The sequence below is a fragment of the Collinsella aerofaciens genome (assembly GCF_015552075.1).
GTDB lineage: Bacteria > Actinomycetota > Coriobacteriia > Coriobacteriales > Coriobacteriaceae > Collinsella > Collinsella aerofaciens_Y.
On record NZ_JADNDZ010000124.1, the window covers coordinates 1 to 18,094 of the forward strand.

The 18,094-nt window shown below is 61.1% G+C and carries 7 protein-coding genes; all 7 read left to right on the top strand.

The window, feature by feature from the left end; genetic code table 11:
- The first annotated feature begins 176 nt into the window (after nt 1-176).
- Entirely contained in the window at nt 177-1,103 is a 927-nt protein-coding gene (locus tag I2D41_RS09785) for a transporter substrate-binding domain-containing protein (protein WP_195364362.1), read from the top strand.
- 9 nt (nt 1,104-1,112) lie between these two features.
- Nucleotides 1,113-2,261: an amino acid ABC transporter permease gene (locus tag I2D41_RS09790; protein ID WP_195364363.1), complete on the top strand. Its 1,149-nt coding sequence runs from the start codon at nt 1,113-1,115 to the stop codon at nt 2,259-2,261.
- Nucleotides 2,262-2,283: 22 nt separating this feature from the next.
- Nucleotides 2,284-3,069 carry an amino acid ABC transporter ATP-binding protein gene (locus tag I2D41_RS09795; protein ID WP_195364364.1) on the top strand — a complete coding sequence of 262 codons (786 nt, stop codon included), beginning with the start codon at nt 2,284-2,286 and terminating at the stop codon, nt 3,067-3,069.
- 57 nt (nt 3,070-3,126) lie between these two features.
- Nucleotides 3,127-4,554, top strand: a complete 1,428-nt coding sequence (locus I2D41_RS09800; RefSeq protein WP_195364365.1) for a M20/M25/M40 family metallo-hydrolase — start codon at nt 3,127-3,129, stop codon at nt 4,552-4,554.
- 295 nt (nt 4,555-4,849) lie between these two features.
- Nucleotides 4,850-15,091 (top strand): Spy0128 family protein, encoded by a 10,242-nt coding sequence (locus I2D41_RS09805; protein WP_195364366.1) that lies wholly within the window; start codon nt 4,850-4,852, stop codon nt 15,089-15,091.
- A 283-nt stretch (nt 15,092-15,374) separates the two neighbouring features.
- Entirely contained in the window at nt 15,375-16,688 is a 1,314-nt protein-coding gene (locus I2D41_RS09810) for an ATP-binding protein (protein ID WP_195364367.1), read from the top strand.
- Between the two features lie 231 nt (nt 16,689-16,919).
- Complete coding sequence (gene prfA, locus I2D41_RS09815) at nt 16,920-17,987, top strand: peptide chain release factor 1 (protein ID WP_138375237.1); 1,068 nt, start codon at nt 16,920-16,922, stop codon at nt 17,985-17,987.
- The last annotated feature ends 107 nt before the right edge of the window (nt 17,988-18,094 follow it).

Here is an 18,094-nt window from a genome sequence, read left to right on the forward strand (position 1 = left end):
TGCCTTTTTCATGCCAACTTGTTCGCTCTGGGCGGCGCTCGCTGGCATTGCCAAAACATCGACGTTCCCAATGACTACCGCGTGTCTATTAATTTTTCGAGCTTGTGCTGCGCTGCTGGTCGCTGGCGTATATCCTGTTATGTCGTTAGCATACGATTCAACAGGGAAGGCAGATTATGCATTCTCCCCAACAGCGCGATGCGCAGCGCCAACCGGTGTGCAGCCGTCGCATCTTTCTGGGTAGCGCTCTCGCTGCGAGCGCTACCGTCGTCGCCGGCGCGCTTGCCGGCTGCCAGCGTCCGTCCACGCTGGAAGTTGTTCAGCCTACGACGGGCGGCGGTCGCGACGACCTGTCCGATTCCGTGATCGGCAAGGACAAGATCCGCATTGGCATGGAGGCTGCCTACGCCCCGTACAACTGGCAGGTTTCCGAGGCCAGCGAGTTCACCATCCCCATCGATAACGTGCAGGGCGCCTATGCCGACGGCTACGACGTGCAGATCGCCAAGATCGTCTGCAAGGCCCTCGGCGGCGAGCCCGTCGCCGTTAAGCAGAGCTTCTCGGGTCTTATCGATTCGCTCAACAACGGCCAGATCGACCTCATCATCGCCGGAATGAGCGCCACGCCCGAGCGCGAGGAGTCGGTCGGCTTTTCCGATCCCTACTTCATCGGCTACTTTGGCCTGTTCGTAAAAGAGGGCTCGCCCTACCAAAACGCCACCAAGCTCAGCGATTTTAGCGGCGCCACGGTCCTCGGCCAAAAAGACACCATGCTCGATACCGTCATCGACGAGATCCCGGGCGTCGTGCACAAAAACCCGGTCGATTCGGTGCCTACGGTGTTCTCGAACCTGCTGCAGGGCACCTGCGACGCCGTGACGTACAACACCGAGAACGAGAAGGGCTATATGGCCCAAAATCCCGGTATCGTCCCCATTCAATTTGCCGAAGGCGAGGGCTTTAAGCAGGAGGTCACGGCAAACGTCGGCTGCCGCAAGGGCTCAAAGAAGCTCCTCAAGCTTATCGACAAGGCCCTCAAGGGCATCAGCCAGGAGGAACGCGACCAGATGTGGGACGCGTGCCTCGACCGTCAGCCGGCATAGGGAGGCAGCATGAAGACCATCAATCGCCTGGCCTCCTTTATCAAGGCCGACCACCGTTATGTCTACCTGGGCACGAGCGTTATCGCGGCACTCGGCCTGGCCGCGAGCCAGCGCAACCCCACACCGCTGAGCTTTTTGGCGCCTACGGGCGTGTTCCAGGATTGCCTCTGGGCGATTCTGTGGGCTTGGATCGTCGTGTCGGCGGCGGCACTCGTCACCAAGCTCATGCATTGGAACGACTATCGCGAAAAGTCGCCGTTCGCGTCTGATCGCTTCCGCCGCGGCGCGCGTATGGGCAGCTACGTCGTGGTTGCCATCGCGGCGATCTTCTTTATCGACCGCTGCGTTATGTCGTTTATCGATCTGGTGCGGGTGAGCATCGTCTCGGACTCCAATCCCAGCGACTTTCTGTCGAGCCTGGTCTACATGACCTACAAGAGTGGCGACTTCTTTATCCGCGGCATCCAGATCACCATCGCGCTCGCGTTCTTTGGCACCATCATCGCCTTCTTCCTGGCGCTGTTGCTGGTGTTCCTGCGTATCCAGACGTTCGACCGCGTGGACAACGACTTGGTGCGTTTCTTTAAGAGTATCGGCCGCGGCTTCGCGACCGTCTACTCCACCATTGTGCGCGGCACGCCCATGATGGTCCAGGGCCTGCTTATCTATTACGCGGGCTTTACCGTTCTGCGCGGCATGGGCTTCGAGACCGCCCAGGCCAACCAGATCTGGAGCACCTTTACCGCCGGCCTCGTCACCATCTCGCTTAACTCCACCGCCTACATGATGGAGGTCCTGCGCGGCGGCATCGAGTCCATCGACGCCGGCCAGGCCGAGGCGGCGCGTTCGTTGGGTCTGTCGCAGTGGCAGGCCATGCGCAAGGTCGTGTTCCCCCAGGGCATTAAAAACGCGATCCCCGCACTCACCAACGAGCTCATCATCAATATCAAGGATTCGTCGGTGCTTTCGGTCATCGGCGTGTTCGACCTCATGTACGCCACCACCACCGTCGCCGGCGTGTACTACCGCCAGATGGAGGTCTACTGCGTGGCACTCGTGGTCTACCTGATCCTGACGCTTGTGGCGAGCCGCCTGCTCGAGGCCTTTGGCAAAAAGCTCGGCGCCGAGGCCCCGGCCACGCTGCCCAGCTCCAACTAGGCTCAAGACGAGGAGAATCATCATGGCAGATACCGCCACTACCGGCGCTGCGGCCGCCGCGCAAAACCAAGAGCCGCTCATCCGCGTCGAGGGCCTGCGCAAGAGCTTCGGCTCGCTCGAGGTACTCAAGGGCATCGACCTCGCTGTCAATCCCGGCGAGGTCGTCACCATCATCGGCGCCTCGGGCTCGGGCAAGTCGACCTTCTTGCGCTGCCTCAACCTGCTCGAGACCCCGGACGCGGGCCATATCTGGTTCCACGGCCAGGACCTCACGGCCGAGCGCTGCAACATCAATAAACTCCGCGAGGACATCGGCATGGTGTTCCAGGGCTTCAACCTGTTCAACAACATGGATGTGCTCGACAACTGCACGCTCGCGCCCGTCACGCTCAAAAAGATGAGCAAAGATCAGGCCGAACAGGTCGCGATGGAGCATCTGGCGAGCGTGGGACTCGAAAAATTCGCCCATGCCGCGGTTGGTCGCCTGTCCGGTGGCCAAAAGCAGCGCGTTGCCATCGCCCGTGCCCTGTGCATGAACCCGCAGATCATGCTGTTTGACGAGCCTACCTCCGCGCTCGATCCCGAGATCGTGGGCGAGGTGCTCGACGTTATGCGCAAACTCGCCGCCGACGGCATGACCATGGTCGTCGTTACCCACGAGATGGCCTTCGCGCGCACCGTGTCCGACCGTGTGGTCTTTATGGACCAGGGCGTGGTGCTCGAGGACGCCGCGCCGGCTGAGCTCTTTGGCAATCCTAGGCACCAGCGCACCCGCGAGTTCCTCTCGCGTTATCTCAACGACAAATAATGCAAGGGAGCGTGGCAAAGGGACCGCCTCTTTGCCACGCTGTTTTTGGAGGAAGGCATGGCCGAGGTTTGGCGCTTCTTTGCGCACGAGGATGATTTTGCCGACATCGACGAGGTCGGCGCGTGCGAGCGCCTGGGCCGCGTGCTGTCGTTTCCGACGATTTCGAGCATGGATGCCCAGACGGTGGACTGGCAGGCGTTTGCCGACCTGCGCGCCTATATGCAGCAGGCCTGGCCGCGCGTGTTTGCGGCGGGCGAGGTCGAGCTCATCGACCATTCGCTGCTCGTGACGCTTGCCGGCGCCGACCCCGCCCTCAAGCCGGTCATGCTCATGGGTCACATGGACGTGGTCCCCGTGGTGCCGGGCACCCAGACAGACTGGACGTACGATCCCTTTAGCGGGCACGTGGACGACACCTATATTTGGGGTCGCGGCGCCATCGATATGAAAGACCAGGTTGCGGGCATCCTGGAGGCGGTTGAGTATGCGCTGGCGCACGGCTGGCAACACGAACGAACCCTGCTGCTGGCCTTTGGCCAGGATGAGGAGACCACGCAGTACGGCGCGGGTGCCATTGGTCGCGCGCTCGAGGAGCGTGGCGTTGAGCTTGAGTACCTGATCGACGAGGGTGACTATCGTATCGTTTCGGCTGCCGAGTATGGCGCAGGTGAGGGTTGGCTTATGCATGCCGATCTTGCCGAGAAGGGCTATGCCGATATCGTGCTCAGGACGAAGAGCGAAGGCGGGCATTCTTCCAACCCTTACGGCGGCACGTCGCTCGAAGTGCTCAGCCGCGCTATTGCCGCGATTTGCGATATCGAGTGGCCGGCGCGTGTGACCGACCTGCTTGCCGCGCAGCTCGTCGGGCTGGGGCTTTATACCGCAGACGAGATTGCTGCCAGCAAGGATGCCATCGTGCGCGACTGCCTCGCCAGCAAAAAGCTGTACCCGCTTGTAACCACCACCTGCGCGCCCACGCAAATCGAAGGCGGCAGTGCCGGTGCCAACGTAATGCCGCAGGATATGTGGGCTAATATCAACTTCCGCATGCTCGAGGGCACGAGCGTGGCCGATGTCCTGGCCTGCTGCCGCGAGGCCGTTGCCACCGCTGAGCTCGATGGCCGAGTGGAGGCCGAGCTGGGCCCCGGCAGCTCCGAGCCCTCGCCGTCCCCGCGCGTGGGCGGTCCGGGGCTCGAGGCAGTCCGCGCCATCGCCGCCCGCTATTTCCGTGATCCCAAGGGGACGGAGGAAAACGGATCGTCTGCGGTGGGCCAAGAGCCGATAAGCATCGTGCCCTCGACCGTGATTGGCGCAACCGATGCCGCCAACTACCAGCGCATTTGCCGCGAGTGCATCCGCTTCTCCGCCTTTGTGGTCGACGATGACGAATGTGACCGCGGTGTCCACGGCACCAACGAGCGCATCACCCGTCGCGCCTACCTCCAAGGCATCCGCTTCCTCATCGCCCTGCTTCACACGCTCTAGAATGTGACAAAGGGACTGAGCCGATTTCATCGGTAATGAGACGAAAACTGTTATATAAAAAGGCTAAAATATCTTGAGAGACATATGCTGGGGTTGGTATTCCTTGAACGACTGCGGGCATGTGCCAGACTGCCTCGGCCCCTGGGGAGCGCCCGGGCGGGTCGCCGTGTGACTGGGGAGGAAATTATGCAGGAGCTCAGAGAGACGACGTCTCGACTCGTGAATATTGCTACCGGGGGGGTGTCTAAGCAGGGAACTTCCTGGTGAACACCGGCCGCGCGAGCGGTGGTCCGTCGTGTCTTATGGCCGTCGTCGTGGGCTGCGTCCGGTCTCACCATATGCGATTGTTCTGGCCCTCGCCATCGCGCTGACGGCGAGTTTCTTCCTGCCGCTTCGTGCCGAGGCGGCAATTTCGGACCACACGGTTCCGACGATTTCGCCTTCGGGGACAACAATCAACCTGTTTGATTACTGGGTGAATCCCGATAACCATCTGTCGGTTTCCGGCAACGGCGGCATCAACAAGAACCACCGCTTCCAGTTCAAGGATCAAAGAGCCAGAGAGGAACTTAACCAGTATACGGGTGGCTCCCGGGTCCGCACCGGCATCGTGAACAATGTTCTTGCCGGTGGTTACCCGAAACTCACCGACCGCTGGGAGGGAGAATCCCTCGGCTACCTGTTTGATTCCTCCGTCCAGACGGGCAAGATATCCCATATGGGTGTGACGGGTCTGTTGCAGGCCAAGGGTGGCTACTACGAGTATGACAGCTCGCAGAACTACGCGGCGTACAACGCCAATAAGAATGCATTTGATGTATACGATGCCCCCGGCGTTAAGCAGGCGGGGGCTGAGCCTCATACAGTAGGCCAGTTCTTCCCCTTCGATGCGGCCAATGAGGTATTCAAGGAGGGGAGCAGCGGGCTCGTCCCGAACGGCATTACGTCGCAGAACGTCGGCGACTCGCAATATAACGATGGCAATCCCCTCAACCATTATTTCGGCCTCTCAATGTCCACGCGATTCGTGCAGCCCAACGGCGGCCTGGCGAACGGTAAAGATGCCATGACCTTTGAGTTCGCCGGCGATGATGACGTCTGGGTGTTCATCGACGATGTCCTCGTGGGCGACATTGGCGGCATCCACACCCGTGCTGAGCTGACCATTAACTTCCAAACGGGCGAAATCACCGTTAACGGTTCCGCAAACGGCACGCTGCGGAGCAAGTTCCAGGCGGCAGGCAAGGGCGGCTCTGCCGAGAATTGGAACAGCAATACCTTCGCCGACGGCACCAACCACACCCTCAAGTTCTTCTACCTGGAGCGCGGCGCCACCGACTCCAATATGAAGCTCAAGTTCAACCTCGTGACGGTGCCCGAGTCCGACATCATCAAGTTCGACCAGGACGGCAAGTTCGTACAGGGTGCCGAGTTCAAGCTTTATAAGACCGACAAGGACTTCCAGACCGAGGGCACGCTCCTCGGCTCCGGCACTACGGACGAGACCGGCCGCCTAACGCTCACGAACGACGATGACAACGGCGTCATCAACTTCGACGATCTCTACAACAAGGGTCACGACAACAAGTACTACCTCCTGAAGGAGACGCGCGTACCCAAGGGATACCGCTCGAGTCTCGCGGCGACGGGTGGTAGCATACAGCTCGAGTACGTGCCCGCGAGCGCTGAGAACGGCGCGGGCGGCGTCATCATCAACCGCGGCGGTATGGACGCGGACAGCGCCGTGTGGCAGACGGGTGCGTTCGCCGGCGCGAAGGAGACCATCACCGCGCCGTCGACCGTGTACCAGGCGGACGATGACTCGATGGAGCCAGGCAATACTGTTGACATGAAGCGCGGCACCCTGTTCGCAGTAGTTTTCAAGCGCGATAAAAGCAAGAACGCCTGGCACGCCGTGTCGGGCGACCCGACGAAGGGGTATACCCTCGCCAAAGACCAGGGCAAGGCCGGCGCCATCGAGGCGGCGAAGGCGGAACCGCATGTCTTCACGCTTAACACAAGCGGCCAATATCAGGTGGAGATTCCATACATGCCCGGCGACATCTCCAAGTACTACTACCTGCTGAGCGGTGATGCCCGCAAGGATGCCGAGTACACGGTGGCCATCTACCACACAACGGCGAGCTCTATCGCCGACGCGAATACGGACAACACGGTCCATGTGTTCAGTGATGACCTCCCCGGTGACCAGGTGAACTTTAAGCGGCAGTTCGCCACGAGCCTGCTCGTCACGAACATCCAGAATCGCCTGTTCGTGCAGAAGACCGATACCGAGGGCAAGCCCGTTGACGGGGCGACGTTCGGCTTGTACAAGGCCGATCAGGTGACGACGGACGAGAGTGGCAAGGTCGTGCTCAAGGGTGAGCAGACCCCCTATGACACCCTGAAGACGAGGTCGGTCGATAGCCCGGTTCCGCTCGAAGGTGCGGGCATATTCCCGAATACGAGCGATGATAAGAGTCCGCTCGTGAAGGGAACCTACTTCCTAAAGGAGGTCTCGGCGCCCGAGGGCTTCCTGCTTAACGACACGCTCACCAAGGTGATTGTGGACGATTACGGCGTCCATGCCGATGCTGGTACGGACGATGACGGCGTCTCGACGTTCGTGGGCCCGGGCGCGCTCATGAAGAGTCTGGGCCAGTTTGGCGCAGAGGGCGACATCGACAACACACTCACGTGGATCAAGGGTATGCGGCAGACATCGGATGGCGTGACCGATGGCGGTAATCTTTCGTGGAGCGATGTCGATTCCGCCGGTGCCGGCGACACGGTACACCTCAAGTACGGCGCCAACGGACGTATCTACCAGTATGGGCCCACCAAGGCGGGCGAACCCTACCGCCTGGAGACCGAGACGGGCTGGATACGTATGGGCATCACGCAGGATGAACCTGGTGTCACTAATGCGAAGGGCGCCCGCGCCGACCTGGGCGACATGAACCTGAACGCGCTGTTCACGGGCGCCACCTGCGTGCGCGTGGCGAACGAACGCGAGGCGAGCCTCGAGGTGACGAAGAAGGTTGACGTGCCCGATGGCCTGACGGGCAATAAGGACGCGGGGTTCACCTTCAAGTTCACCGTGCCCGAGGGGAAGACCTACAAGGCCGCGGTGTTTGAGAACGCGGGGACCGCAAGCGAGAAGCAGGTCGGCAAAATGTTCGACCTCGAGAACGGCCGCGAGCAGACCATCACGGCCGGCCAGACGATCCGCGTGTACGGTCTCGCCGTGGGTGACAAGTACGAGGTGCATGAGCTGACCGACGCGGGCAAGATGCCGGGTGGCTTCACGCTGACCGGTCGCGAGAAGGGCGGTAACGCCCTGAGCGGTGAGGGCGACAGCATCTCCGGCACGATCGCGAAGAAGAACGCCGACGGCGCGGTGGCCGATGCCAACAAGCTGGCATTCACGAACACCTACAGCGTAAAGCCGCCGGTGACGCTCACCAATGCGTTCTGGGCGCAGAAGGTGCTCCGGGGCCGTGACTGGAAGGATGGCGATAGCTTCAAGATTTACCTGCGCGCGGACAAGGGCACGCCGATGCCCGCCGGTGCCAAGGATGCGCCCGTGAGTGGTATGAAGCAGGTTGTGAAGACCGTCAAGAACGGGGACAAGTTCGACTTCGGCAATATTGAGTACGCCAAGCCCGGCACCTACACCTATCTCATTGCCGAGGCCACGCCGTCTCAAAACGACGCTGACTGGTTGCCCGGGTTCGGGTATTCGAGCGCTACCTACCGTGTCACGGTGACGGTGAGGGATAGCGGCGACGGCACGCTGTCGCAGCCGGCAGTCAAGATGGAGCAGACCTACACCGACGACGGTATGAGCCAAAAGGACAACCCGATCGAGGTCGCGGACAAAATCGCTAAGATCACGAACACCTATAACACCGATGAGAAGACTATCTCCTTCAACGTGCAGAAGACGTATGCCGACCAGTCCGGTGCAAATCCGCTTGTGAAGGATAAGTTCACGTTCCAGCTCGAGGCACTCGGCGGGATGAAGAATGATGCCGTGCCGAGTGGAGCCATCGATTTCGGCAAGCTCGCCACCTCCTACAGCGTCGGTGCCAGCAAGGTCCCCATGCCTAAGGGGTGCACGTCCACCACGACCACGGCGAAGAACGATGACGACGGTATCGCTGCGTTCCCGCAGATCATCTATACGATGGGCAGCGAGAACCTCACCTACGTGTACAAGGTGACCGAGGTCAAGGATTCCGATACATCGACGTCCAGTGGCATGGGCTACGACGATACGGTGTACTACGTGCTGGTGAAGAACCAGCAGGTTGATAACGAGTCTGGGACGGGTAAGTGCCTGTCCTCCACGGTCACGTATTGGAAGGCCGACGGCACGCAGCTGACGGACGCCAACGGATACATCCCGTTCAAGAACACCTACACGGTGACCCAGGCGACGTCGGCGCCGGTTAACGTGCAAAAGACGTTCACCGGGCGCGCGTGGGAGACGAGCGATGCGTTCGACTTTACCCTGACGCCGGCGGATGATGCGACGAGGGATGCGGTTAAAAACAAGGTCGTTACCCAAAAGACGGGCACGGGCGAGGACGTTGGGGATATTGCTACTAAGATTTCGATCTCCGGCGATGGTTCTTCTGTGACCCGTACCGCAACCTTTGGTGTGGGCGACCTGGTGTTTACCAAGCCTGGCACGTACAAATTCAAGGTGAACGAGAAGGCGTCGGAGAACGTGGACAAGACCGGCATTAGCTATGACGGCCATACGTCCACGGTGACGTACACAGTGACCGATGTCGAGAACGGCAAGCACGCCGGCAAGCTGACCGCGTCGGTTGCGTACGACAACAAGCAGGCGACGACGGATGTCGACCGACAGGTGACGGGCGCTGCCGCGTTTACCAACACCTATACGGCCTCCGGTACCTATGCGGGCATCGATGTGACCAAGACTCTGGTTGGTACCCCGCTGAAGAATGGCATGTTCCCGTTCACCATCGAGGCGATGACGTATAACGGTACGACGGCCCCGGAGCCGGCTGATACCGATAAGTCGTTCAAGAACACCGTGGGCAAGGATGACGGTAACGATACGCAGACCGCCACGATGTCCGGCAAGCTGAAGATGAACTTCACGCAGCTGAGCTACAACAAGGTGTATGTGTACAAGGTGTCTGAGGTGCATGGCGCCAACGCTGGTGGATACACGTATGACACCGAGTACCCCGGTGACGCCTACGTGCTCATTGCGGTGAAGCCGAATCCGGACAACAAAGGCCAGCTCTACACCGAGACGACCATCGTGAAGGGCCCGGACGTGACGGCGCTCGTTGGCGAGAACGACAACGTTGATGCGCTGACGGCCGAGGCGATTAAGGGCCTCGATACCACGACCAACTACGTGAAGACGGTCTCGAGTCGCAATGCAAAGCCCGCTACGCCTACCGTCCCGTTCAAGAACAGTTACAAGTCAGACGCCAGCGACGAGCTGACCCCGCAGGTGACGAAGAAGATCTCCGGTGTTGAGAGCACGGAGAAGGCGTTTTCGTTCACGCTGACCGCCACGGAAGAGACGCAGAAGCAGATCGCCGCCGGCGACTTGGGTGTGTCGGACGACCTGGCGGGCGACGCGCACGCGGAGTCCAAGGCCACGAAGGACAAGATTATCAAGGACAAGGGCCAGACGGTCGACTTCTCGAATATGACGTTCAACAAGGCGGGCGAGTACACGTTCACGCTCACCGAGGTGCACAACGCTGATGATGATCCCGCAGCGGACGGCGTGCAGAACGCCGGCTGGACGATGGACGCCTCGACCTATACCGTCACGGTAAGGGTCGAGGATAAGGACGCCAAGCTGACCGTCACGGGCGTGACGGTGAAGAAGGATGGTGACGCTGAGGCCAAGCCCATCAAGGCTGAGGTCAAGGACGGCAAGGTGAACCTCGCCACCTTTATCAACAGCTATGCTGCGAAGGGTTCCGTGACCTTGGCGGCGAAGAAACGCTTTAGGGGCGGTGCGCTCGCGGGGAACGACTTCTCGTTCGCTCTGTACAAGGGTGACAAGGCGGAAGGCACGCCCATTGAGACCGTCACGAACGACGAGAAGGGCAACATTACCTTCCAGCCCATCAACTACACCGAGGCAGGTGACTACGAGTACACCATCAAGGAAGTTACCGGTAACGACCAGACCATCGTCTACGACGGTCAGAAAGTGAAGGTCAAGGTCAGCGTTACCGATAACAAGAACGGCACGCTGGACGCGACCGTCACCTACGGCGGCGATAAGGCCGTGCCGACCTTCACCAACGTGAAGCCGACGACGGACGTTACCGTCGAGGCCACGAAAGTTCTCGCGGGCAAGGCGCTGACGGACGGCGCGTTCGCCTTCGGCCTGTACCAAGGCGACACGTCCACGGGTAATCCCGTCAAGATCGTCCAGAACGACAAGGAGGGCAAGATCAATCTTGCCCTCACCGGTCTGACCATCGGCGAGTACGACTACAAACTCAAGGAGGAGAACGTCGGTGCCGATCCGACTATCACCTACGACACCAAGGCGGTGAAGGTTCACGTCTCGGTGAAGGCGGAGGGCGACAAGGCGAAGGCGACCGTCACCTATGACGGCAAGAACGATGCCCCGACCTTCACTAACAAGTACCAGCCCGCCGAGACCTCGGTGGCGCTCACGGCGAAGAAGGCCTATGTGAAGCCCGACAACACGCCGGCCACGCTCAAGGGCGGCGAGTTCACCTTCGACCTGTACGAGGGCGACCTGACGGCTGAGCAGCTGAAGGGCAAGCAACCCATCCGGAGCGCCAAGAACAGCGAGGACGGCACCGTCACCTTCCCGGCCATCGACTACACCAAGGCCGGCGAGTACAAATACACCGTCGCGGAACAGGAGGGCGACCTGTCCCACGTGACCTACGACGCTACGGTGCACCATGCCGTGGTGAAGGTCATGGACAATGCCGGCAAGCTGGACGCCGCTGTTACCTACGATGGTGACAAGGCCAATGCCCCCACCTTCACGAACACCTACACCGCAAAGGGATCCGTGGAGCTGACGGCGACCAAGATCGTTGCGGTCGCGCCGAGCTTCACGCACGACACCAAGCTGAAGGGCGGCGAATACACGTTCGAGCTGAAGGACGCCGACGGCAAGGTGCTCGGCACCACGACGAACAAGGCCGATGGCACGGTGAAGTTCACGCGCAAGTTCACGCTCTCCAACCTGGGCGGCGCTGCGAGCAAGGACTTCACCTACACCATCGCGGAGAAGCCGGGCACGGAGCCGGGCATGGTCTACGACACCCATGCGCTCATCTACAAGGTGACGGTCGCGGACGATGGCACCGGCTCGCTGACGGCCACACCGCAGGTAACGAGTGGAGACAAGACCTTCACGAACACGTACCACCCGAAGGAGACCTCGGTAACGCTCAAGGCGACGAAGCGCTTCACGGGTGGCGAGCTCGCAGGGGGCGACTTCACGTTCCAGCTGCTCGACAAGGATGGCAACGTGATCCAGACCGTCCAGAATGACAAGGACGGCAAGGTCGCCTTCCAGGCAATCAGCTACGACACGCCGGGCGATCACGACTACACCATCAAGGAGGTTGCCGGCAACGACCCGACCGTCGTGTACGACACGAAGGACGTGAAGGTCCACATCAAGGTCTCCGATGAGAAGGGCGAGCTAAAGGCGACCGCCACCTACGACGGCGAGGCCGACGTTCCGACCTTCACCAACTCGAAGCCGACGACGGACGTTACCGTCGAGGCGACGAAGATCCTCACGGGCAAGGACCTGACGGCCGACGCGTTCACCTTCGGCCTGTACGACCAGGCCGGCAACGAGGTCGCCAAGGGCACCAACGACCGGGGCGGCAAGGTCGAGCTGGCCGTCAAGAACCTGAACCTGGGCGAGTACGACTACACGCTCAAGGAGGAGAAAGCCGGCCAGACCGTCGACGGCGTGGCCTACGACGCCAAGGAAGTCAAGGTCCACGTCAAGGTAGAGCAGAACCAGGGCGACAACAACAAGACGAAGGTGACCGTCACCTATGACGGTGCCGCTACGGCTCCCACCTTCAACAACACCTACGACGCAAAGGGTTCCGTAATCCTGACGGCGACCAAGACCATCAAGGTTGCGGACGGCTTCGACCACACGACGAAGCCCGCGGACGGCGAGTTCACCTTCGACCTGAAGGACGCTGCCGGCAACGTGCTCGACACCGCGAAGAACGATGCAAACGGCAAGGTCAGCTTCACGCGCGAGTTCCAGCTCTCCGACTTGGACGGCGCCGCGAGCAAGGACTTCACCTACACCATCGTGGAACAGTCGGGCACGGAGCCGGGCATGGTCTACGATACCCATGCGCTCACCTACAAAGTAACGGTTAAGGACGACGGGACGGGCACGCTGAACGCGAAGGCGATCGTTACGAGCACATCAGGCCCGGAGACCTTCACCAACAACTACCAGCCGGCCGCGACCGGTCTGGCTCTCGGTGCGCAGAAGAGGTACGTGAAGAAGGACGACAACACGCCGATCGTACTCAAGGGCGGCGAGTTCACCTTCGATGTGTACGAGGGCAACCTGACGGCTGAGCAGCTTGCCGGGGCCAAGCCCGTCCGGACCGCGACCAACGGCGCGGACGGAAGTGTTAACTTCGACGCCTTCTCCTACGCGAAGCCGGGCACGCACGAGTACACCATCGTGGAGCGGAAGGGTGATCTGGCCTACGTGACCTACGACGCCGCGGTGCACCATGCCGTGGTGACGGTTGCGGACAATGCCGGCACGCTGCAGGCGAGCGTCGCCTACGACGGCACGAATGTCACGAAGCCCAGCTTCACCAACACCTATGAGGCACAGGCGACGGACTCCGGCGCGATTGCCCTCACCAAGAGCGTTGACGTGCACGACGGCAGCTATCAGCTAAAGGCGGGAGACTTCGCCTTCGAGCTGGTGGGGTCTGACGGCTCGGTGATCCAGACCCAGAAGAACGATGCGCACGGCAAGGTTGCCTTCGACAAGCTGACCTTCGACCATGCGGGCACCTTTACCTACACGGTCCGCGAGGTGCAGCCGACGGGGGACGCGCCGGGCGTGCCGGGCGTGACCTACACCGGCAAGACGTACACCCTGACCTACGTGGTGAAGGACAACAACGACGGCAAGCTGGTGGTAGAGAACTCCACGGTGAAGCCGAGCGAGGGCACCGAGAACGGCGTCACCCCCAACACCATGACGTTTGCGAACAGCTACCAGCCGGGCGCGACCTCCTACCAGATCTCCGGCACCAAGGTGCTTGAGAATACCGATTCGGCCACCATGCGGACGCCCGCCGATGGCGAGTTCACGTTCGCGCTGATTGACGTGGCCACCGGGCAGGAGATCGACCGGACCACGAACGTGGGTAACGCGTTTACCTTCAAGGCCATCTCGTACACCGCGACTGGTTCGCATGCGTACCAGGTGAAGGAGGTTGCGGGCCAAGATGGCACCATCACTTACAGCGATGCGGTGTTGGATGTGACGGTGAGTGCGACCGACGACGGCAGCGGCCAGCTGACCGCGACGGCGAACAAGACGGCCGCGGATCTGACCTTCACCAACACCTACACGCCGACGGCAACGACGGCGACGATTACCGGAACGAAGGCCCTGACCGGCCGCGACCTGGCCGAGGGTGAGTTCTCCTTCGACCTGAAGGACGCCGACGGTAACGTGGTGCAGACGGTGCAGAACGGCGCCGACGGCACGTTCGGCTTCGCGCCGCTGCAGCTGGACAAGGTGGGGACGTACGTCTACACCGTGTCCGAGCGGGCAGGGGCGACGGCGAACGGCGTCACCTACGACACGACGGTCTTTACCGCGACGGTGACGGTGACGGAGAATGCGGAGACGCACGCGCTGGAGACGCAGGTTGCCTACAGCAAGGGCGGCAAGGCTGCGGATGCGGTGGCATTCAGCAACAGCTACGCGCCGGCCGCGACTGAGGTGAAGCTGGGGGCCTCCAAGGTGCTGAGCGGCAAGGACCTAAAGGAAGGGCAGTTCTCCTTCCAGCTGAAGGATGCCGATGGCAAAGTGCTGCAGACCGCCAAGAACGCGGCAGGCGGCACGGTGGGCTTCGAGGCGATCTCGTACGACAAGCCCGGGACATACACCTACAGCATCTCCGAGGTGGACGACGGTCAGAAGAACGTGACGTACGACGCGGCCGAGCACCAGGTAACGGTGATGGTGACGGACGACGGCGCGGGCCATCTGGTGGCGACGGTAACCTATGACGGTGACGTGGCGCCGGTGTTCAAGAACACGTACACGCCGCCGACCACCCCGCCGGTCAACCCGCCGACGGAGCCGCCCACCAACCCACCGGTGCCGAAGGAGGAGAAGCCGGGTCTGCCGAACATGGGCGATACCAGCTTGTCGCCGATGGCCCTGGGTGGCATCGCGGGCGGCGCAGTGGTGCTGATCGCCACAGGTGTGATCCTGCGGCGCCGGAACCGGTAGCTGCGGCGGCCGAGAAGGGCTTTGATTGAGGGCGGGTGGTCGCAGGGCGCGGCCGCCCGCCCTTTTCGGTGAAAGGCTATGTTAGCCCGCCGTTTGCACGCGATTATGATTCTGCAGGTCCTAAGCGCGCCGCGCCCTCTAGAAGTCCGGAAAAGCTGCACGAAGCGGCTATCTTGACCCGAAAAAGCTGCAAATCTAGGCCAAATACACCCGGAAAAGCTGCAAAAGTTGGTAAAATCCATCCTGAAAAGCTGCAAACAGCAGGTGAAGGATGGTGCGTAGTGTGCTGAAGCGAAAGATGCTCGACACCCTCCGTTCGTGGCGGGCGGAAAAGGGCGCCGAATGCCTTCTCATCAAGGGCGCGCGACAGGTTGGCAAGTCGTACATAGTCGCCGAGTTCGGGCGGCAGGACTACGAAAGCTTCATCTCCATAGACTTCATTGGGTCCCCGGACCTTAAGCGGGTGTTCGATGGCCCAATCGATGCCGACTCGATCTACCGGCAGATATCGCTCGTCGTGCCCGGCGTGCGCTTTGTTCCAGGACGAACGCTTCTTTTCCTCGACGAGATTCAGGAGTGCCCGCGTGCTCGCGCTGCGCTTAAGTATCTCGCTCTCGACGGCAGGTGCGATGTCGTTGCGTCGGGCTCGCTTCTGGGCATTCGGTTCAAGGAGGAGGCTGCGCTCGCCTCCATTCCCGTTGGGTACGAGCGAGAGGTCGAAATGGGCCCCCTCGATTTTGAGGAGTACCTTTGGGCGCGCGGGTATGGGGAGGACGATATCGTCAATTTGCGGGAATACTATGAGTCGTTGATACCCGTGCCCGTTGCGGTGAATCAGAAGATGATGCAGATGCTGCGCGAGTACCTCGCGGTCGGCGGTATGCCTGCGGTGGTGGACGCCTTTGCGCGGACGGGCAACTTCGCCGTTGCTTTCGACGAGCAAAGCAGGCTGCTCGCCTCGTATCTCGACGACGTGGCTCGATACGCGCAAGCCCCCGAGCGCGTGCGTGCGCGGGCGTGCTTTGAATCGTTGCCGCGCCAGCTCGCAAAGGAGAATACGAAGTTCCAGTATTCCGTGGTCGAGAACAGGGGAACGGCGCGCAAATTTGGCTCGTCCGTGGATTGGCTCGTGGGAGCAGGTATGGTGCGACGGTGCCAGTCGGTGAGCGCCGCCCAATTCCCTCTTGCCGCCTATGAAGACGGGACGAAGTTTCGCCTCTATGCTGCCGATACGGGCGTGCTCATGGCCATGTACGGCTTCGAAATGCTGGAAGCGGTGGTGAACAACAAGCTCGCGGGTCCCATGAAGGGCGGCCTCTACGAAAACCTGATCGCATGCATGCTTGCGGCGCGGGGTGTGGCCCTGCGTTATTGGCGGTCGCAGAAGGGCGATAGGGAAATAGAGTTTCTCGTCGACTCGCCCGACGCGAGCGTTGTGCCCATTGAGGTGAAGGCCTCGCGCGGATCTACGGTATCGCTCAACGACATGCTCGAGCGGCAGGACGTGAACCTTGGGTACAAGCTGATAGACGGTAACGTCGGCCGAGACGGCAAAAAGGTGACGCTTCCGTTATATATGGCCATGTTCTTAAAGTAGAGCCTTACGTTGGCGGACTGACCCTGTGTCACATTCCGTGCGGGTTATATGCAGGTATGCCTGCGCACGCTATCATGTATGGGTTAGACCGCAACTATGTACCCCATACGCGAAGGGATGCGCATGTATCTGAAGATCGACATGTTCTAGCTGGGCTTACCCCCGCAGTGGCGCCGCGCGCCCCATTAACTCTGCCGATTTTCGCCTTCACGCACATAAAGGAGTCCCGCCATGCGCGACAAGCTCGAAAAGATCATCAAGGCCTACGAGGAGCTCGAGAAGAAGCTTTCCGACCCGGCCGTCGCCTCCGACATCAAGGAGTTCACGCGTCTCAACAAGGAGTACGCACACCAGTCCGACCTCATCGCTGCCTCGCGTGAGTACATCGGCGCGCTCGATGACATCGAGGCCGCCAAGGAGATGCTCCGCGACACCAGCGATGCGGACGAGAAGGAGATGCTCCAGATGGACATCTCCGAGAACGAGGAGAAGCTTCCCCAGCTCGAGGAAGACATCAAGTACATGCTCATCCCGAGCGACCCTAACGACGACAAGAACACCATCGTCGAGATCCGCTCCGCCGCCGGCGGCGACGAGGCCGCCATCTTTGCCGGCGATCTGTACAAGATGTATCAGCGTTTCTGCGAGTCGCGCGGCTGGAAGACCACCGTGCTCGACTCCAGCCCCAGCGAGGCTGGCGGCTTTAAGTCCATCGAATTCAAGGTCGAGGGCGACCGCGTCTACTCCGTCATGAAGTTCGAGTCCGGCGTGCACCGCGTCCAACGCGTCCCCAAGACCGAGTCCCAGGGCCGTATCCAGACCTCTACGGCAACCGTCGCCGTACTTCCCGAGGCCGAGGAGATCGACGTCCAGATCAACCAGTCCGACCTGCGCATCGACACCTACTGCGCTTCGGGCCCTGGCGGTCAGTGCGTTAACACCACCTACTCCGCCGTGCGTATCACCCACCTGCCCACCAACACCGTGGTGCAGTCGCAGGAGCAGCGCTCCCAGATTCAGAACCGCGAGGTCTGCATGCAGATGCTGCGCGCCCGTCTGTATGAGATGGAGCTCGAGAAGCAGCAGGCCGAGCTTGGTGCCGAGCGCCAGAGCCAGATCGGCCACGGCAACCGTTCCGAGAAGATCCGTACCTACAACCAGCCCCAGGACCGCGTGACCGATCACCGCATCGGTTTCAACTCCACCTACAACGGCGTCCTTCTGGGCGACCAGCTCGGCACCGTCATCGAGGCGCTCGCCGCCGCCGAGCGAGCCGAGAAGCTGGCACAGGCCGTTTAGGTTACGGCGTTCTACGAACGCCGTAACCGGCCGACGCTGCGCGCCACCCAGAACGACAATTTGTCATTCAAAAGGCAAGGCATGACCAGAAGGTCTATGCCTTGCCT

Coding starts and splice junctions, on each gene's coding strand:
- I2D41_RS09785 (WP_195364362.1), top strand. CDS start 177: ATGCATTCTCCCCAACAGCGCGATGCGCAGCGCCAACCGGTGTGCAGC.
- I2D41_RS09790 (WP_195364363.1), top strand. CDS start 1,113: ATGAAGACCATCAATCGCCTGGCCTCCTTTATCAAGGCCGACCACCGT.
- I2D41_RS09795 (WP_195364364.1), top strand. CDS start 2,284: ATGGCAGATACCGCCACTACCGGCGCTGCGGCCGCCGCGCAAAACCAA.
- I2D41_RS09800 (WP_195364365.1), top strand. CDS start 3,127: ATGGCCGAGGTTTGGCGCTTCTTTGCGCACGAGGATGATTTTGCCGAC.
- prfA (WP_138375237.1), top strand. CDS start 16,920: ATGCGCGACAAGCTCGAAAAGATCATCAAGGCCTACGAGGAGCTCGAG.